The organism is uncultured Treponema sp. (assembly GCF_946187725.1).
Classification (GTDB): domain Bacteria; phylum Spirochaetota; class Spirochaetia; order Treponematales; family Treponemataceae; genus Treponema_D.
Genome location: NZ_CAMHSK010000002.1, coordinates 183,220 through 201,466, shown reverse-complemented (window position 1 = coordinate 201,466; position 18,247 = coordinate 183,220). Strand labels below are relative to the sequence as shown.

General features: G+C 40.0%; 21 protein-coding genes. 17 read left to right on the top strand and 4 right to left on the bottom strand.

The window, feature by feature from the left end; translation table 11 throughout:
* Positions 1 to 45: 45 nt before the first annotated feature.
* Together Q0Q74_RS01850 and Q0Q74_RS01845 are read right to left on the bottom strand one after the other, a co-directional pair.
* On the bottom strand, positions 46 to 1,512 hold the full coding sequence (locus Q0Q74_RS01850) for a hypothetical protein (RefSeq protein ID WP_294427939.1): 1,467 nt from the start codon (positions 1,510 to 1,512) through the stop codon (positions 46 to 48).
* Positions 1,499 to 3,412, bottom strand: coding sequence for a hypothetical protein (locus Q0Q74_RS01845; protein WP_294427938.1), 1,914 nt, complete (start codon positions 3,410 to 3,412; stop codon positions 1,499 to 1,501). Before Q0Q74_RS01845 ends, Q0Q74_RS01850 begins: the two co-directional genes overlap by 14 nt.
* 206 nt (positions 3,413 to 3,618) lie before the next feature.
* Here Q0Q74_RS01845 and Q0Q74_RS01840 point away from each other — a divergent pair, with 206 nt between their 5' ends.
* The 3 genes from Q0Q74_RS01840 (at position 3,619) to Q0Q74_RS01830 (ending at position 4,512) form a co-directional block, all read left to right on the top strand.
* On the top strand, positions 3,619 to 3,945 hold the full coding sequence (locus tag Q0Q74_RS01840) for a helix-turn-helix transcriptional regulator (protein WP_294427936.1): 327 nt from the start codon (positions 3,619 to 3,621) through the stop codon (positions 3,943 to 3,945).
* Between the two features lie 79 nt (positions 3,946 to 4,024).
* Positions 4,025 to 4,222 carry a hypothetical protein gene (locus Q0Q74_RS01835; RefSeq protein ID WP_294427935.1) on the top strand — a complete coding sequence of 66 codons (198 nt, stop codon included), beginning with the start codon at positions 4,025 to 4,027 and terminating at the stop codon, positions 4,220 to 4,222.
* Positions 4,219 to 4,512, top strand: a complete 294-nt coding sequence (locus tag Q0Q74_RS01830; RefSeq protein WP_294427933.1) for a helix-turn-helix transcriptional regulator — start codon at positions 4,219 to 4,221, stop codon at positions 4,510 to 4,512. The genes Q0Q74_RS01835 and Q0Q74_RS01830 overlap by 4 nt, the downstream gene beginning before the upstream one ends.
* A 4-nt stretch (positions 4,513 to 4,516) precedes the next feature.
* Here the strand turns inward: Q0Q74_RS01830 and Q0Q74_RS01825 are convergent, their stop codons facing one another.
* Complete coding sequence (locus tag Q0Q74_RS01825; RefSeq protein WP_294427931.1) at positions 4,517 to 5,701, bottom strand: CapA family protein; 1,185 nt, start codon at positions 5,699 to 5,701, stop codon at positions 4,517 to 4,519.
* Positions 5,702 to 5,826: 125 nt separating this feature from the next.
* Here Q0Q74_RS01825 and Q0Q74_RS01820 point away from each other — a divergent pair, with 125 nt between their 5' ends.
* The 7 genes from Q0Q74_RS01820 (at position 5,827) to Q0Q74_RS14180 (ending at position 9,965) form a co-directional block, all read left to right on the top strand.
* Positions 5,827 to 6,084, top strand: a complete 258-nt coding sequence (locus tag Q0Q74_RS01820) for a hypothetical protein (RefSeq protein WP_294427928.1) — start codon at positions 5,827 to 5,829, stop codon at positions 6,082 to 6,084.
* A 99-nt stretch (positions 6,085 to 6,183) separates the two neighbouring features.
* Positions 6,184 to 6,774 carry a hypothetical protein gene (locus Q0Q74_RS01815; RefSeq protein ID WP_294427926.1) on the top strand — a complete coding sequence of 197 codons (591 nt, stop codon included), beginning with the start codon at positions 6,184 to 6,186 and terminating at the stop codon, positions 6,772 to 6,774.
* Positions 6,775 to 6,793: 19 nt separating this feature from the next.
* Positions 6,794 to 7,057: a hypothetical protein gene (locus Q0Q74_RS01810; RefSeq protein ID WP_294427924.1), complete on the top strand. Its 264-nt coding sequence runs from the start codon at positions 6,794 to 6,796 to the stop codon at positions 7,055 to 7,057.
* 128 nt (positions 7,058 to 7,185) lie between these two features.
* Positions 7,186 to 7,725 carry a hypothetical protein gene (locus Q0Q74_RS01805; RefSeq protein ID WP_294427923.1) on the top strand — a complete coding sequence of 180 codons (540 nt, stop codon included), beginning with the start codon at positions 7,186 to 7,188 and terminating at the stop codon, positions 7,723 to 7,725.
* 235 nt (positions 7,726 to 7,960) lie between these two features.
* On the top strand, positions 7,961 to 9,295 hold the full coding sequence (locus Q0Q74_RS01800) for an ATP-binding protein (protein ID WP_294427921.1): 1,335 nt from the start codon (positions 7,961 to 7,963) through the stop codon (positions 9,293 to 9,295).
* An 87-nt stretch (positions 9,296 to 9,382) separates the two neighbouring features.
* Positions 9,383 to 9,892: a FliG C-terminal domain-containing protein gene (locus Q0Q74_RS01795; protein WP_294427920.1), complete on the top strand. Its 510-nt coding sequence runs from the start codon at positions 9,383 to 9,385 to the stop codon at positions 9,890 to 9,892.
* On the top strand, positions 9,876 to 9,965 hold the full coding sequence (locus tag Q0Q74_RS14180; protein WP_367268322.1) for a hypothetical protein: 90 nt from the start codon (positions 9,876 to 9,878) through the stop codon (positions 9,963 to 9,965). Before Q0Q74_RS01795 ends, Q0Q74_RS14180 begins: the two co-directional genes overlap by 17 nt.
* A 261-nt stretch (positions 9,966 to 10,226) precedes the next feature.
* Here the strand turns inward: Q0Q74_RS14180 and Q0Q74_RS01790 are convergent, their stop codons facing one another.
* Complete coding sequence (locus tag Q0Q74_RS01790) at positions 10,227 to 11,324, bottom strand: N-acetylneuraminate synthase family protein (protein ID WP_294427919.1); 1,098 nt, start codon at positions 11,322 to 11,324, stop codon at positions 10,227 to 10,229.
* Between the two features lie 192 nt (positions 11,325 to 11,516).
* On the opposite strand from Q0Q74_RS01790, the gene mraZ reads away from it, so the two are divergent.
* The 7 genes from mraZ to ftsA all read left to right on the top strand — a co-directional run bounded on the left by mraZ (position 11,517) and on the right by ftsA (position 18,172).
* Entirely contained in the window at positions 11,517 to 11,972 is a 456-nt protein-coding gene (mraZ, locus tag Q0Q74_RS01785) for a division/cell wall cluster transcriptional repressor MraZ (protein ID WP_294427917.1), read from the top strand.
* Between the two features lie 109 nt (positions 11,973 to 12,081).
* Complete coding sequence (gene rsmH / locus Q0Q74_RS01780; RefSeq protein ID WP_294427916.1) at positions 12,082 to 13,074, top strand: 16S rRNA (cytosine(1402)-N(4))-methyltransferase RsmH; 993 nt, start codon at positions 12,082 to 12,084, stop codon at positions 13,072 to 13,074.
* Positions 13,075 to 13,103: 29 nt separating this feature from the next.
* Positions 13,104 to 13,391 carry a cell division protein FtsL gene (locus tag Q0Q74_RS01775; protein ID WP_294427914.1) on the top strand — a complete coding sequence of 96 codons (288 nt, stop codon included), beginning with the start codon at positions 13,104 to 13,106 and terminating at the stop codon, positions 13,389 to 13,391.
* A 12-nt stretch (positions 13,392 to 13,403) separates the two neighbouring features.
* On the top strand, positions 13,404 to 14,891 hold the full coding sequence (murF, locus tag Q0Q74_RS01770) for a UDP-N-acetylmuramoyl-tripeptide--D-alanyl-D-alanine ligase (RefSeq protein WP_294427912.1): 1,488 nt from the start codon (positions 13,404 to 13,406) through the stop codon (positions 14,889 to 14,891).
* Between the two features lie 3 nt (positions 14,892 to 14,894).
* Positions 14,895 to 16,061 (top strand): FtsW/RodA/SpoVE family cell cycle protein, encoded by a 1,167-nt coding sequence (locus Q0Q74_RS01765; protein WP_294427911.1) that lies wholly within the window; start codon positions 14,895 to 14,897, stop codon positions 16,059 to 16,061.
* Positions 16,054 to 16,926 carry an FtsQ-type POTRA domain-containing protein gene (locus Q0Q74_RS01760; RefSeq protein WP_294427909.1) on the top strand — a complete coding sequence of 291 codons (873 nt, stop codon included), beginning with the start codon at positions 16,054 to 16,056 and terminating at the stop codon, positions 16,924 to 16,926. The genes Q0Q74_RS01765 and Q0Q74_RS01760 overlap by 8 nt, the downstream gene beginning before the upstream one ends.
* Positions 16,919 to 18,172, top strand: a complete 1,254-nt coding sequence (ftsA, locus tag Q0Q74_RS01755; RefSeq protein WP_294427907.1) for a cell division protein FtsA — start codon at positions 16,919 to 16,921, stop codon at positions 18,170 to 18,172. The genes Q0Q74_RS01760 and ftsA overlap by 8 nt, the downstream gene beginning before the upstream one ends.
* Positions 18,173 to 18,247 lie beyond the last annotated feature (75 nt).

The window sequence follows — 18,247 nt, the reverse complement described above, 5'->3', positions numbered from 1 at the left end:
AAAACAATTTTAGATTTGAATTTTTAAAAATAGTGTTTGTTTTACTTATAAATGCAATCGACAATACTCATCTGTATTTCTACATAGTAGACCGAAATATGTATCAGATTTCATTGAAGGAAAATATTTTAAAGTCATTATTGCAGTTGCATGCATTGATAAATAACGTCCCAGATTGTAACCACTAAATGCGCCTATAAGTGAGCCTATAACAGTGCCTATAGTTGCTCCTACACCACTTCCTACGCCAGGACAAATTGCAGTCCCGATAGCGGCCCCTGTTAATGCTCCTAACTTAGCTCCTGCCCAACCACCAGCAAGACTACCTGCAATACCACCTAAAACACCAGCGGTTCTAATTAACAATGCTTGGGTATTTATACTTCCATTGTAATAAGTACTTGCAACATCATAAATGTCTTTTATATCAACTAAAACTTCAACACCTATCATAACAAATGGGAGCGTCCTCATTATTCCATAAAAAACTCTTATTGTTCTAGTTGGGATTTTCATTACCCCCAATTCCAATCGTGTTCTGATAGATCGAGTTGACTTTTCTGCCATTCGCTCAAAAGAATTTCTTTCAGCCAGGGCTATATTTGATGCTATATTCTTGTTATGCTCTATTTGTTTTATAAGTTTTCTGGCTTGTTTTTTAGAAACTTTTTGAGGACCTTCTGTCAATTCTTTGTATAAATTTTGATACAAATCTTTTTGGACTTTTTGTTTACCATGTGTCAATGTACTTTTTTTCGCCAATGAAATTTCATGTTCGCTTTTTAATGTAAAATCAACATCTGTTTTTTCTGCCAATTGTGAAGATTGTTTTAATTCAACAGGAATTGTTCTGTTTGAAATCACGAAATTCCCGCTCTGAATATTCCCCCTAATTAATGTTCTTTCAATGTTAGCTGTACCTTTTTCAATTGCTTGTTTTATATTTTTTAGTTCTATAATAGTAGATGATTCTTTCATTACATCAAGGTTTGCTATAGATCTCTCTATACGGTCTAAAATCCACTCTTGAGACATTTCTATCATGCCACTTGATTCTTTCAAGTTTGCTCGACCTGACTTTACTTCTAAAATTTTTACTTCATAATTGCCAAACTGATTTTTTCGTACAAAAAAGCCATCAATACCATTGTTGCCTCTGTATTTGAGATACGATGAATAATTACTATAACCATATAGTTTCTCTAATCTTAAATAATTTGAAACTATCGTGTTTTCAATTGCATTACCTTTTACTCTTGATGCATAATAGAGCCATTTTGATTTTCGTTGTTCAAAAAGCCTATGTCGTAAATTTTTTTGTGCATTTATAATATCTTCTGCAGATAATACATTAGCAGAAGCAATTGAGGTTAGCGAAGCTTTAATTTCAGGTTTTAAGAATCTTATATTTCTAATTGCTGGAGTTGGTGCAAATTGAACTTGTGAAAAACCAACATTCAAAAATTCTATGCTGAGTAAAATCAATAATAAAATCCTTTTAAAATGTATCATAAAGCCCCCATTTCTGCGTTGTTAATGCTTTATTTACAACCTTAAATTGGTCTTCTGTATCAAGAGCGGTATCACCTTCATTCGTTGACCAGATTGATGCGTAAATTTGATTGTACAAAGTATATACTGATGGATATAAATAAGAACTCTCAACCTTTTCAAGAGTAATCAATAAATCAACGCGTCCATCAATAATAGCCTTTCTCTTATCAGCAGATTTGTAGCCTTTGAAGGTTTCCTTGCTATTCAAACGATTGTTCTCGTAATTCGTTTTTTGCAGTAATGCAATAACTTGAGAGTTATATGTTTTTATTAATTTTTGTTCGTCAGTAACATTACTCTTTTCAAGGGACGCAATTTTGTTTTTTAACGAACTTGTTAATTCAACAAGCTGATTATTCAAATTTTTTATATCCAAGTATTTGAATAAAGTTAAATTGTATGAAATATAACTCATCTGTTCATTTACAGAAGAGGTCTTTATTTCATTTAGTTTGTTTTCGCCATTTGACATGCTTGTAACTTGATTTTTACAAGCATTTATACTTTCCAAAATGTCGGAATATAATTTCAATTCTTCTAATTCGATTGATTTACTCTTGTATTCGTCTGGATATATTGCTTGTATTGAAACAATTTCTTTTTGTAATTGATTATATATTGCGAGTGAAAAATTCCCTGCTAAAGTTTTCTTTTTCAAGTCGTCATACCTTAAGTCGAATCCCTTGGCAAACTGTCTGTTTTCGAATTCTGTATGCAATTGTTCCACTTCGTCAGCACATTTTGACAAAGTTTGAACTTGTGAAACCAAATCTTTCGTATCAATCTCTTTGGTATGAGCAATAATTGAAATCCTATTTGATAAACCATAAATTTCATTAAGCAGCAAATTAAAATCAACCTGATTAAATTTGGAAATATCTTGTTTTAAACTGTCAAAAGAGTTTTTTGTATTTATGCAAGTAGTCTTAAGTTCATAGAAAGTTTTCCACTCATACAAGATTAAATCATCTTCATCATGCAATCCTGGTTGTATTTTTTGTACCAAAGGAATTTTCCCTTGCAATGAGACATACAAATTTTCGTCATAAACATTTTTCTTTATTTTATCTACGAAATTTTTGTAATCCGCAGTATACTGTTCATAAAGTTCATTGTTAGTTGCATTTTCAAAAATTTGATTTAATTGCACCATAGAGTTTTCAAAAAAAGCGATATCATCATATAACATGCTGTCATTTAATTTTAACAACTGTTTGTCTATATCTGAGATTAAAGTCTGTACTTCAGATTTTTTATGAGCCTTTATTTCTGTTTGAGTTACAATTCGTTTCTTTAATTGCTCATTTACATCCTGCAAAGGCTTGTTCCTTAATTGGACTAATTCATCTCTAATTTGTTCAACTTCGTTTATTTTAGGGAAATCATTATAAGTATAAATAAGAGAATCAATTTCTTGAATTGTATAGTTAAGAGACACCTGATTTGTTGAATAACTAGATATTATAGCGCAAAAGTCTAATATAAGTTTTATTTCAAATAATTCATTTGATTGTTCTTCTTGAATCCAAGGAGCGGTTGATTTCAAATATGATGAATATAATTTATACGCTTCTTCATATTGGTCAACAGCTATTTTTAGACTTATAGTTGGCAATTTGTTAATAAGAGCTTGTAATTGAGCTTTTTTGTCTTCAGGTATAACGACAGGAATTTGTTCACCAATGACACGATAAAAAATGGATGTCTGATTCTTTATCTCATCAGAGAATGATGAAGACATCTTTTCTAGATTTTGATTGATAGTTTCAGTTTTTCGATAATTTGAAAATGAAAAACTGAATACTGATAAAATCAAAATAAATATAAAAACAAGCAATATTTTCTCAAAGTGTTCCATAATACAATCAACCTCTTATAATTCGTATTAAAACTATGCACCTCAAGTACATAGAAAATTGATAGAGTAAATCTATTTAATTTCTCTACTCAATTTCCTTTAAGAGTAATTATAACCCTCTTTTTATAGTAAATCAAATAATCTTTTTAGAAAATGAGTAATTCTGCTTAATTCCATTATTCACAATATTGAATGAAAATAAACTCATGGAAATAAAGGAAATCCAAACACGGTTGGGAGAAAACATAAAAACAATACGAAAATCACGACATCTGACGCAGGCTCAACTTTCTGAAATGGCTGAAGTCTCCGAAGATACTATAAAAAGTGTTGAACAGGGGCGTGTTTGGCCGGAAGAAAAAACTTTATCAAACATAACAAAAGCCCTTAACATAGATGTCTGCCATCTTTTTCTTCCTGTCGGCTCGTCATTCAACAAAAATTCCGATGAATCACGCAAAATCAAAGAAGCAATCGCAGAAAATGTCATTTCCTATGTCGAGTCAGTTCTGGATGATGTGATTAAAAAATGAAGTCTAATAGAATGATAAATTGGCCAAACCTCCTTTTTTCAACTTGACAAATATAGGTTTTATCCTATAGTTTAAATGTATGGAAACGAAGTTCACTGTAGAATTTTATCAGACAGAAAAAGGAGAGACTCCTTGTCTTGAGTTCCTTAATACGCTTGAAGTAAAGCTTCGGGCTAAGGCATTTCGTGACATGGCTCTTCTAGAAGAAATTGAGCGTGCAAAAAAGTATAGAAAAGATTATTTAGCAAGAAATCCGCAAAAGGAGGAAAGAAAATGACACTAAAAGAAGCATTAAACGAGCAGATGAAGGATGAATCTTTCAAGAAAGAATATGAGGCTCTTGCCCCAGACTATGAAATTATTTCCTCTTTGATCGATGCAAGAAAATCATGCAATATAACTCAGAAACAGCTTGCAGAAACTACAGGTATTGCGCAATCCGACATCAGTAAGATTGAAAATGGCTCAGGCAATCCTACAATAAAATTATTGAAAAGGATTGCGGATGGTTTAGGTATGAATTTAAGAATAGAATTTACACCTAAAACTTCATTGGCAATGGGGTAATCCTCTATTTCCCCTCCAGCACCTTCTCCATCAGCTTCTTTCTTTCCGTAAGATATTTTGCCCAGGTCACCAGCTCTGCACGGTCGAGGGTCGCGATAAAATCATCATCCAGCAGCTTGATTACGAACTGCCAGCCGGGGGTGATGTATGTCGTAATCAAATGCGGCTCGTAATCGCTTAGAATCACGCTTCCGTCACTCATTTTTCTTGCCTTCAGTTTGAGGAGAAGTCCTTCGCCAGTGTAATCTCTGGGAGTTTCGGGGGCGGTGAACTGCGGATTCGTTCTTTGTGCCGAAATCGTGTTTCCGTTCGCGTACATGATGAAGGCCTTGCGGTCTTTTTGATTCAGCGCTTCCGTGTAGTGAGTGGATGCCGCTGTTTCCTCGAAAATCTTTACGACATGAGGGTGATTTGCCCAGATTATGTCGGCCCTGCATTCTTCGATAAGTTTTCGGAAGAATTTTTTGTGGCTCTCGGTGACTTTGATTATGTATTCAGGTTCGTCCGTGTGAACCGAAAGCACGAAAAGGTCAGCTTTGGAAGCTTCCTGCAAGTTTTTTAATTCTTCTATTAATTGGTTGCGTTTTTTCTCTGTTGAAGGGTAGTAGTCGATGTAGGATGCATAATCGTTTCGGTTCAAAATCTCCGTGATTGCAACAAAAAGCACTTTAAAACCATTTTTTTCGATGATTTTGTAAGTGAGCGGGTCGCCTGATTTTTCTTTGAGACCGCAAGCCCAGATTCCTTTTCGCGAGTCGAAATATTTTTTTGTCTGCTTGATTCCGTCAAGGTACTGGTCATTCGTGTGATTGTTCGTGAGCGAGAACACATTGAATCCCGCTTTGATTGCCGCCTCCACATATTCTGAGTGCATGTTGAACTGTGGGTAAGTGCTCCATGGAAGAGAATCTGCAACAGGAGCCTCAACATTCGCAAATGAAAGGTCCGCCGAAGAAACAAGCGGCGTGATGTCGCGCCAGATTCGGTCAAAGTCAGTGAATGTATAATTCGGCTTGTGAGCCATGATATCGCCCGCAAAGACCAGAGAAAGCTCTGCTTCAGGAACGGCGTTTTTGTGAGAGCCTTTTGCTGCAGAGAGGTCTTTTGTTGTGCCGCAGGAAGAAAGAAGAGATAGAAAGAGAATCGTTGCGACAAAAAAACATGATTTGCAGGGGCTTTTAAATTCCATTAATCAATTATAAATCAAAAAGAACTGTCTATCAAATGTTTAATTTTTTATGCAATTTAATAATAGAATCTTTCCGTTTTCATCTTTCCGTTTTCCACTCTCATTTTCCATGCTATACTGTCCTTATGGCTAAATCAGTTTCGCAGAAGGATGACACACGGCAGTCGGGGAAGGAGCAGTTCAGGCTTTTTTTGCTGGATGCGCTTTTTCAGGAAGAGAAGTTTTACTCAAAGGAAGAAGTGTGCGACAGGCTTGAGGTTTCGGTGGCGACTTTGAACCGGGATATGGAAGAAGAAAATCCGTGGTATGATGAAGTATTTGTAGATAAGTCGGGTACTCTCACTAAAAGATACTCCCGCCGTATATACTGTTTCTCATCTTAAAGGGAGAACATCATGTCAAACAAAAGAGAATAATACGAAAAACGCTCAAGGCGGTTCATTTACGGGCTTAAGAAACTTACGGCGGGTGCTATAAAAGGCATGGGGGCGGAAGAATATTATTCATCCGCAAAATCTCTGAGAAAACTCTTCGATTCTTTTGCAATCATTGAGGAGTTTTATACTCCGCTGAAATGTTATTTGGAAACAAAAATTGCGCTCCAGAAATATGCCTTCTTCTTGGACAAAAATCTGCCTTATGCCAGAGATTTCAAAAATCTTCTGATTCATTTTTTTGTCGTAATTGAGGGCATTTATTTTTATGAGAATTACGGTTTCTTTTCTACGAGGATGAATCCGAAAGAAAATCCGGGACTTCCTGTAATTTGTCAGTGTGGTTGCCTTCCGTCCTGGCCACTTGAACCTATGGTGGATTCCTTCGGGCATGTGATTTACAAAAGGGTAATCCGTTTTTACAATAAGGATAGAATCCGCCCGCTCTGCATGACGATAAGCAAAAATCCTGAGATTCTTGAAGGTCGGGAAAAGTGCAGGCTGACAGACGAGCAGATTGAAGGGCTGAAAGCCTTTGTCCGCAAAAATCGTGACCTTATCAGACGACATTATAGAGAGAAACTTGACAGCATTGATTTCATTAGGGCTGTACAGAAACGGAGTTCGAAGAATAATTGAGGCGAACCATGCGTTTGATTTGAATGATGAGAATATCTCAAAACTATTTGCGATAAGCGATCTTCTTCACGGAAAAATGCTTGAGCTGATTGAAAAAATGCGTGCGACGGAAAAGAAGAGGAGAAGTGAGCCTGATTATTTCATCGTTGGAAAATTGTATTGCATTCTCCCGCTTCCCGAAGACGAAGATTTTTCGTGTGACATTCTGAGTTTTCCGTGCAGCAAAGACCACCCTTTTTATTCGGAAGAGAATCTTTATTTCGAAATTAGAATTGACTTGTAGGAAAATAGAAAAGACACCCTCGGCTGAGGCACGGAGCTGAACAACATGGGGCGGGAGAAATTGCTGCTGTGAAAGGAAGATAATAGAAAAAATCGAGGAATTTGGTATAGTATAAAGGGAGGAAAATCATGGAGCTTACAAACGAACAGATTATCGGACTATTTCCTTCAAAAGCAGTCCGTGAATATCTTACAAAAATCAACTGGCAGTTCTGTGAACGCGATCGGCAAATAATCTACCGCTATCTTTCATTGAAAGAAGAACCATCGTACAAAAATGATTATGTCACGATTCCTTTTCCGTTCAGAAGCGGCGACCTTGTTTATGAAATTGGAAACGAAAAACATATTTGCGTTTTCTGTAGCTGCAAGGATGATGAGGATTTTTTTGAAATTGATAAACGAACAAAGGATTTTTCGGACTGGATAGATGCCGGAAGCACAAGAGTTGAATTTTTGGAAAGCGACGGCAAGTTTAGCCACCAGCATCCCTGTGCATACAATCTTGAATTTGCTCAGTTGCCAGATGATTCCGATAAAGAAACCCAAACGATAAAGGACAATCCGTACAAACATGCGCTCCAAATTGCTTCTGAGTTAATCCGCGGAACAAATAGTTCGATAGAGTGTTTGCAGATGTATTGCGAGGCGTATGCGGGAAAAATTTAACACCCTCGCATTAAATGATATAGTCCTCGGATATTATTTTCCTATCAATCCAATCCCTCCGGATTTCTGGCATTGGTGGAAATAATATAAAAACTCCCTTGGAAAAGTGTACAATATTCTTGAAAACTCGCTGGAAAAAGTGTACTCTTTTTACAGAAACTCACTTGGAAAAGTGTATCTGATTCACTAAAACTCGGTCGAAAAAGTGTATGCCATCGTTCTATGGGGGATTTTTATGTACAAGAGAAAAATTGTCAGCGAATTTGAAGCATGGAAAAATTCCAGCGGAAAGAAAAAGGCACTTGTTGTAAAAGGGCTTCGGCAGATTGGCAAGACTTACAGCGTGCGAGAATTTGCCAAAGAGAACTATGAAAATGTTGTCTATGTGAACTTTAAAGAAAATGAAGGCGCAAAGAAAATCTTTGATTCTGACTTGAATGTAGACAGAATCATAGTCGATTTATCCGCAGTTCTTCCCGGCTCTCATTTTGTACCGAACAAAACTGTCATAATTTTTGATGAAGTTCAGGAATGTGCGAATGCTCGCTCAAGCATCAAGCCTTTTTGTGAGGACGGTCGGTTTGATGTGATTGCTACAGGCTCTCTTCTGGGCATAAAAGGCTACAACAAGAAAAAAAGCAAGGGCGTTCCCACTGGTTTTGAGCGTATTGTGTATATGAAGCCGATGGATTTTGAGGAATTCTTGTGGGCAAAGGGAATCAGTGAAGAAGTGATTGCGTATCTTCGGGAATGCTTTGAGAAAAAAATCCCTGTGAGTGAGGCGACCCATAAAGCGATGCTCCGTTATTTCAAGGAATATATCTGTGTGGGCGGACTTCCGTATATTGTTGACCGTTTTATTTCCACGAATGATATGAATGTTGTCTGGCAGGAACAGCATGATATTCTTGAAGAATACAAAGATGATTTCGGAAAGCATCTTGATGAAAACGAGGAGGAAGAAGTTGACCTTTCTCTGCTCGGCAGGATAAACCGTGTCTTTGATTCAATTCCAGCCCAGCTTGCGAAAGAGAACAAAAAATTCGTATTCTCTGCGCTAGAAAAGAAAGGCCGTGCCGAAAAATATCTTCCTGCAATCCAGTGGCTTTGTGATTTCGGTGTAATCAATCTCTGCCACAACCTCAGTGCCATTTCTGACCCGCTTGAAGGAAATAAGATAGACAATGTGTTCAAGATTTATATGCAGGATTCAGGTCTTTTTGTTTCTATGCTTGACCGTGACAGTGCAGCAAAAATACTTTCCGGTGACTTGGGATTCTACAAGGGCGCGATTTTTGAGAACATCATAGCCGACTGTTTTTCAAAGCAAGACCGAAAACTGTATTATTTCCACAAGGACACAGGACTTGAAATTGATTTCGTCTCAAAAGTTCAGGGGAAGATTTCGCTGATTGAAGTAAAAGCAACGACTGGAAACACGAAATCCGCAAACACCGTGCTGAAAAATCCGCAGTACGAAGTAAATCTTTGCTATAAACTCTCTGAAAACAATGTCGGCATCGCAGAAAACAGAATAACAATTCCGTACTACATGGCAATGTTTTTGTAACAAAATTATTCGTAAATCTCACTAAATGATACACCCCCGTGCCATAATCAAATCATACCAAAGCAAGGGGGCAGATTATGGTGAAATTTGACGAGCGAAACGGAAGGCCGTGATAAAATCGAGCAGAAACTTTCTGAACTCGGAAATCACACCAAGCTGAACCTTGAATTCCATAATGCATTCCTGAGTTTTGAGGATACCCTTCTTTTTGATGATCGTAGCGTACAGAAAATCCTGCGTGAAGTTCATCAGGAAGATATGGCAATCGCACTCAAAATCGCCAGCGATGAGCTGAAAGAAAAAATCTTCAGCGCGCTCGAAGAAGATTTGGATGATTTCGTTTTTCGTTTTGACAAGCGTGACACTTATTTAGCCCTCGATTTTCTTCGTGCGGTCGTTGATGGAGATTACGATGAACAGTACGCGTACATGAAGCATCTTGTGGCAAGCTCAGGCGGAAGCAAGGTGACGAAACTTTGTCACGAGATTCTTGCTGTTGGCTGTTCCTGCATTGTCGAATACGTTAACAGTACACAGCTTGTATTTTTCCTTTCGGCACCTGAGACGAGAAATCGATGCCATGGAAGGCCTTTCTGAAAAAAGACGAGAAGCCGCACAAGAAGCCATTCTTCGCGCCGTAAAACGATTAAAAGATGCCGGGGAGATTTGAAAAAATCAGAATCAATGTTTTTCAGTTTTCAGAAAATTTCCACAACTCTATCAAATCGCTCCTTCAGTTTCATCAAGATGAAATCTCAAAAAATCGTGAAATTTCGGCTTAAAATCCTGCAAATTCGGGATAAAATCGCTTTCTTGAAACAAATGGTACTGCCATAATTTACCTTCCTTTTTTTGTAGTTTTTTATAAGCGCTTATGACTTAATGATAACAAAAAAAAAGAAGCGTAAAATCTAGTAGTTTAGTTAGGCAATTATGCCTTCTGCATCAAGCATTCCCAGCACACCCCCTCCCCATTCCTCACATCCCGTGTGAGCACCGCCCCCACGACATCCTCCAGATACCGCGGATGTATGCCCACTGAAAGCACTTTTTCTGTACGGAGAACACCAATATCTTCTATATTAATGCGCTCTCCGGCTTTCATCGTGCGCATAAAATGCAGGCTTCGGTTTGTCCTGCCGTAATTTGCTTCTTCGGCTGGGGCTAGTTTTTTGATTCCGCTGCCTAAAATTTTCTGGACCCGCTCGCCGTATTCTTCGGTAAGCTGATTCAAAATGTAAGGCTTTGCATTCTCGCCGTACTGACGGAATGCTGCCTCGCACTGGTGGACGCAATGGCTCATTAGGGCAAATTGCTCGCCTGTTAGGGCTACCGGGTCGTCAAGGCCGTCTGTTTCTTTTGAGAGGGTGATGTGCTTTTCAATCATTGTTCCGCCGACTGCTGCCGCAATTGAAGGAACAAGAACCGGGTCAAGCGAGTGGTCGCTTACACCGCACGGAACTCCGAAAATCGCCGCAAGGTTTGGAATCAGGTTTAAGTTGTATTCTTCTTCCGGGGCAGGGTAGCTTGTGATGCAGTGAAGCAGGGTGATATTCTCCCGCCCAAGAATCGAAAGAGCTTCTTCAATGTCTGAAAGCTTTGAGACTCCCGATGAAAGGATTACGGGGATGTCGTGTGTTTTTCGGTACTCGGCAAGTTTTTTCAGCAAAGGAATGTGATTCAGCTCTGGAGAGGCAATCTTTATCGCATCCGGCTTGATTGCAAGCAGTTCTTCCAGAGAGCGAAGCCCGAACGGTGAGCAGGTGAATTTCGCGCCTTTTTCGTGAGTGTAGCGCAAACATTCCTCAAAAAAGCTTGGCTCGACTTCAAGTTCCTTGAATCTTTCATAAAGCGGGATTTTTCCTGTGGGAAGATTTACGAAGCCTGTCTCTGGATGAAGGATTTCATCTGCATAAACCCACTGAAATTTTACATAATCGGCGCCGCTTTCGATTGCGCAATCAATCAGTTTTTTTGCCTTTTCCAAATCACCGCCATGCGATGTTCCTATTTCCGCTATGATTTTCATGACTTCTCCATGTGCTGAAATAGATTAACACAGATTTCACGGATTATAAAGTGCAGAAATCAGTCTGAATTCAGCGAAAAAATTTTTTTAAAAATCCCTTGTTATCGGCACTTTTTCGGTTGACTTTAGGGTTTTTGACGGATAAAATGGTATTCAAGTGGGAAATTGTGGGGTAAAGTGGTAAATAGTGGTATGGAGCTGTTAACTGGTGAGTACCGCAACACGCTGGATGAAAAGGGCAGAATCCTTTTTCCGACACGGTTGCGAAACGAATTGTTTGCTGATTCAGACAAGTGCGTTCTCATCGTTACACAGGCTTTCGACCACTGTTTATGGCTTTATACTCTCGATGAATGGAAAAACATTTCGTCAAAGATTATGGAGACAGCCTCTCCTTTCAATCAAAAAGACCGCATTGTTCTCCGTCACTTTATAGCTCCTGCTCAGGAAGTAGAGCTTGATAAGTCCGGACGCCTTTCTATCCCGCAGAGCTTACGCGAGTACGCTCATCTTTCTAAGGATTGTGTAATCCTCGGAATCAACAAATACATGGAGCTTTGGGACTCACAGGCCTATAGCGATTACCTCGGAGCAAACGCAGATTCACTTGAGGAAGCAGCTGAGGCTTTGAGCAGCATAAGTTTCTAATAAAAATAAGACGCGGATTTTCGCGGATAAACGCTGATTTGATTTCATAATCTGCGCGCATCTGTGTTCATCAGCGTCAAAAAAAATAAAAAAAACGGGATACAAAAAGGTGGAAATCGTTCATACTCCGGTTTTGCTTGAAGAGTGCTTGTCTTATCTTAGCCCTGTCGCAGAACCTTTTGAAAAAAATGCTTTTATGATTGACTCAACTCTCGGTGAAGGCGGCCATTCAAACGCATTTTTGTCTAAATTTCCATCCCTTCATATTCTTGGTCTTGACCGCGATAAAACGATTCAGGCGCGTGCTCGTGAACGACTTTCTGTTTATGGCGACCGCATGGATTTTTACAACGGATGGTTCAATGATTTTTACGCAAACTATCCGGCAGATAAAGAAAGGCCGAATCTTATCCTTTTTGATCTTGGAATCAGTGTTTATCACTATGAAAAGAGCGGCCGTGGATTTTCTTTTCGTTATGATGAGCCTCTTGATATGAGGTTGAATTTTGAGGAAGGAGAGAGTGCCGCTGATATCGTAAATACCTGGCGGGAAGAAGAGCTTGCCAACATGATTTACCTTTACAGTGATGAAAAGATGAGCCGCCGTATTGCCCGCGCAATTGTTGAGGCTCGAAATGGCGGTAAAATCGAATCGTCAAGGCAGCTTGCGGACATTATTTTTAATGCTGTTCCGTCAAATTATAAGCACGGGAACATTCATCCTGCGACCAGAACTTTTCAGGCTTTGCGTATTGCAGTGAATTCTGAATTGAGACGGCTCCCAGAGGCTTTGCATGATGCGTTTAATGTTCTTGCTGTCGGTGGAAAAATGGGGGTCATAACCTTCCATTCTCTGGAAGACCGTATCGTGAAGAATTATTTCCGAAATCTTGGAAAACAGTGCGTGTGTCCGCCTGAGCAGGCTAAATGTACTTGCGGCGGAACGCCTTGTGCTGAAATTTTGACAAGGAAGCCTGTTGAACCAAGCGGAGAAGAGGTGAAGTCAAATTCACCGAGTCGTAGTGCAAAACTCCGTGTCGTGCGAAAACTGCATGATGCAACGGAACGACATCGCCTTTTGGTAGAAGAGTCGGCGATGTAAAGCATACGCATGATGGAGGAGATTTTATTATGAAAATAAAACATGAAACAAAACTGAGGTTCGTGGCATATTCATCGGTTGTTTTGATTCCGCTTTTGCTTGCTTTTGATGCTTTTCAGGCTCACCGATATGCCAGACTGAAAAACGAACTTGCGAAGCTTGAGGCAAAGCAGGTCGAAGTAGTTGAACAGAACCGAAAGTTGATTTCTGATATAAGCCTTTTGTCCAGTTCCGACCGCATCGAAAAAATCGCTGAAGAGGAACTTGGCATGCACAAGGCGAAAAGCGAGGATATAGTCCGAGTTGAAATTAAATAAAAGGAAAGAAAAATGACAGACGCAAAAAGTGTCGAAAATATAGAAAGTCTCTTGAAATTGTCAGAAACTCTTGAAGCGGTGGGAGGAGTTCTTTTGAACGGGGATTTCCCTTCTGAGAACTTTTGCTTCACGAGCGTGCAAACTGACAGCCGGTTGGTCGTGGAAAAATCTCTCTTTGTTCCCCTTATCGGTGAAAATCAGGATGGGCATCTCTATGTTCCACAGGCACTTGAAAAAGGCGCGTCTGCCGTTTTTGTTTCCAAAAAAACTTCAAAAAATCTCCTTGAAGACCTGAAGAAACAGGCCGAAAATAACAAAAATGTAGCCTTTATTCTGGTGGAGAATACGATGCGTGCCTTGCAGAAGGCAGCTGAATGTTATGTGCGCAAGTTTCCCCGTCTGATTCGCTGTGCTGTGACTGGATCAAGCGGCAAAACCACGACGAAGGAAATTGCCTCATCTATTCTTCGCCAGAAATTTTCTGTGATTGCTACAAAAGGCAACTTCAATTCTGAAACCGGCCTTCCTCTTTCTGTCTTCAATATCCGTTCTGAGCATGAGCTTGGGCTTTTTGAAATGGGAATGAACCGCGTGAATGAAATCGGCGAGATTGCGGAAGTTTTCAAGCCGAATTACGCGATTATCACTAATATCGGAACTGCTCACATTGGAATCCTTGGAAGCAGGCAGAACATCGCAAACGAAAAGAAAAAAATCTTTAATTATATAGACTCATTTGGCTCAGCATTCATTCCTAAGACAGATGATTTTGCTTCTTTCCTTGAAAAAGGCGTAAAGGGCAAGGTTGTCAAATACGGAATCGATTGTGATGAGAGCGTAAAACTTGTTGTCGATGAAGGACTTGCGGGAACTGTCTTCTCTGTTGACGGTCTTCTTATGAGACTTTCTCTTCCTGGTAAATATAATTTTTTGAACGCGTTGGGAGCCATCGCACTTGCAAAAGAACTCGGCTGTACGGCTGAACAGATTAAGGCCGGAATTGAAAGCTTGAAGCCTCTCGGTGGCCGTTCTACAATCAGAAAGGGCAGATTCACTGTTCTTGAAGACTGCTACAATGCAAATCCTGACTCAATGGAAAAGGCACTTGATTTGTGCGCTGACACTAAAATCGAGGGCAAAAAAATCTATGTTCTCGGCGATATGCTGGAACTCGGTGAAAAATCAGAAGAAGAACATTCAAGAATCGGTGAAAAGGCAGTTTTTGCTGATGCGGATATGATTATTTTCTTCGGATTTGAGATGAATTCTGCGTTTGAAAGTGCGATTAAAATCGCTGAGAAAAAATCATCTCTGGTTGACGAAAAGATTTCCTCGGTACGGATTCTTTACATCGGAAATAAAGATGAGGCGGCAATTTCTGACACCGCCAGAGAAATTTTGGACTTCGCTGAAAACGGCGATCTTATTCTGCTGAAAGGTTCTCGCGGAATGGGGCTGGAGCGAATTCTTCCTTTGATTGGAATGGATGGGAGCCTGTAGAAAGTGAATTTCAGCATCTTTGCCGACCGTCCGTTGGAACAGTACAAAAAGTGTGACATTTCATTGATTCTCATTTCCGTTTTGCTGTGGGGAATCGGCATGTTTACGCTTTATGTCTGCTCAGGAAATTACGGCTTCCGTGCTTTTAATGATTCACTTTATTTTGTAAAACGACAGCTCATCAGTTCTTGCCTTGGGTTCATGCTTTTTATTGTCTTTGCGACCTTCAACATGGACACAATCAAACGCTTTTTGCCTCTTCTCGTGGTGATTTCGCTTATTCTTTCAATAATGACTTTTATTCCTGGAATTGGAGTTGAGCGAAACGGAGCTAGAAGATGGATTCGTCTCGGCTTTACGACTTTCCAGCCTTCTGAAATGGTGAAATTCGTGATTGTCCTGTATCTTGCCAATTATTTTGAAAAACAGGCAAGAATCGTGGATTCCTTTGATAAAACTGTCTTCCCGGCTGTTCTTATCAGCTTTATTATGGTCGGCTCAATCGTCATGCAGTCAGATTTGTCAACTTCTGTCTTTGTGGCTGCCCTTGCCATCCTGCTATTCATCGTGTCTGGTTCAAAGATTTTCTGGCTTGTTCCTGTCATGTCGATTGTGATTCCTCTTTCGGCTCTTTTTGTGTTTTTGGAGCCGTATCGTCTTAACCGAATCATAGGCTTCCTTGATCAGGACAGCTATCTTCAGACTTTGAATTATCAGACTTATGCGGCCCGTAAGGCAATTTCTGCCGGCGGATTCTGGGGACAGGGCTTAGGCTCAAATCTTTCAAGAATCAATTCAATTCCTGAAATCCAGTCTGACTATATTTTTGCAGGCTGGGCTGAATCAATGGGCTATTTTGGAGTTCTTGTTTATTTTGCGCTCCTGGCTTTGTTCGCATGGCGAGGCTTGCATTGCGCTCTTACGGCAAAGTCTCGTTTTGCTTCGATTGCGGCTTTTGGCTTCATCGTATCGCTGGTTGCTCAGTCGGTTCTTAATGTTGCAGTTGTCGGCGGCGTTATTCCTACGACCGGAATTCCGCTTCCGTTTTTTTCTTCGGGTGGTTCTTCGATTTTATTCACTTTGGCGACCTGCGGGTTTCTGGTGAATGCTTCCCGTAATGAAATCGGGCCGAATGACGATATTGAAATGGAAGAGGTGATTTATGAGTGATTTTGTTATTCAGGGATTTGAGAATTTTGAAGTCCACGGAACCAGGAAAAGAAAGGTTGTCTCAGAATCAAAAATGAATGCCGTAAAAATCTTTGCGGCGATTTTTGGAATTCTTCTCATATGCGAACTCTGCGTTTATTTTTTCGTCGTTCCTTGCCTTGATAAAGTCGATATTACATGGAACGGTCTGTCTTCATATACAAAAGAAAGCATGACAAGCGTAATTGCTCCATGTGCGAACAAAAAGTTCATGAATTTCAGCTCATCTGAAGCAAAATCTCTTCTATTATCTGTGCCTGGCGTTGAGAGCGTTCAGATTTCAAAGCGCTTTCCGAACAAGGTTTACATCAATGTCACCGAGCGAAAGCCTGTCGCAATGACTTTCGTTTCAAGCAATGACCGCACCGTAAGCGTTGAAATCGACAGAAACGGTGTTCTTTTCAGCGGAACCGCAAATTCTTCAAAAATCGCTAATTCTGACACATCTCTTCCTTTAATTTCTGGAATTCCTGTCGAAAATATACCAGAGGGGATGAGAATTCCCCAAAAGTATCGTGCCCTGATGGAGCAGATTGATTCTATCCGTTCACTGTCGCAGAACTATTTTGCTGCGATTTCTGAAATTCATGTCATACCAAAAGAATATGGTAACTATGAGCTGGTACTTTATCCGATTCATTCAAGAACCAGAATTCTTACGGGCAGACAGTTGAAAGAAGAAGACTTGCAGTATATGATGGTCGCTCTCGATGTTGTGAATGCACTCGAACCGGATGTTGAGGAAATTGATCTTCGATACGGTTCTGTCACTTATAGGACAAAAGCAACTTCGCTTCATCAGGAAACAGGAGAATTCCGTGAGTAACATAGTTGTTGGCCTTGACATCGGAACCTGCTTTGTTCGTGCAGTTATTGGTGTCGTTAATGATGATAAAAGCGTCGAAATCGTTGATGTGGCAAAAAAGCCTTCTACAGGATGCCTGAGAAACGGTACAATCGTAAACATCGAGGCAACCAAGCAATGCATTCATGAAGTCATTGACGAAGTAGAGCAGAATACGGGGCTCGAAGTTCAGTCCTGCGTAACAGGAATCGGTGGCGTGCAGATTGAAAGCATTAACTCAAAGGGTGCTGTCGCAATTTCTTCTTATGGAAAGAGTGAGCGCGCGATTACCGAGGATGATGTTAAACGGGTAATCGATTGTGCTAATTCAATAAAAGTGCCGCTTGACCGAAAATTGCTTCATGTCATTCCTCAGCAGTATATTATCGACGGTACGGACGGTTTTAAAAATCCTGTTAACAATATTGCAATCCGTCTTGAAGCTGATGTGCATATCATCACGGCAAGCAGAACTGCTGTTCAGAACATTACGACTTGCGTAGAGCAGGCGAATTATCAGCTCGATGAAGTCATGCTCAAAACGCTTGCTTGTACCGAAGCCGTAATGATTGATGATGAAAAGAAACTTGGCTCAATCCTTATTGATATCGGTGGCGGCACTACAGATGTTGTCGTTGTTTTGAATGATGCGCCAATCTGTACTTGTTCGATTCCAATCGGCGGTAATCTCGTAACAAATGACATTGCAATCGTCAAGGGAATTCCGAACGCTACGGCAGAAAAAATCAAGGTTGAGAACGGATGCTGCTGGCCTCCTTTGGTAGAAAGCGAGAATGCAGAGGTTCTGATTCCTGGATTTGGAAGCCGCAATACAGAACTTACAACAAAAGTAGAATTATGCGAAATCATATATCCAAGAATGGAAGAAATCTTTACAATGGTAAGAGATGAAATCGCACGCAGACTTTCGGCAATGCAGCTTTCAGGAAGCATTATCCTGACAGGCGGTGGTGCCCAGATCAGCGGTGCGGTTGAAATGGCTCAGAGTGTTTTCGGAACATCTTCTGTGCGCCTCGGTTTCCCTCAGTCATTGGGTGGAATGGAAGAAAAATATCGTATGCCTGAATATGCGACTGCGGTCGGTCTTATTCTTGCTCACAAAGAGCACGCAAATCTTGAGAAAAAACACGGTAAAAAGCGTGAATCTTCTGAGCAAAAACGGCAGGGAGACAGTACATTCCAGAAGTTCTTGAAAAAGTTCTTCTAATAGAGGTGCCCGGGAATTTCTGATTTTCGGGTCATTTCAAAGACTGCCGGAATGAACGCGGCAATCTAACATAAC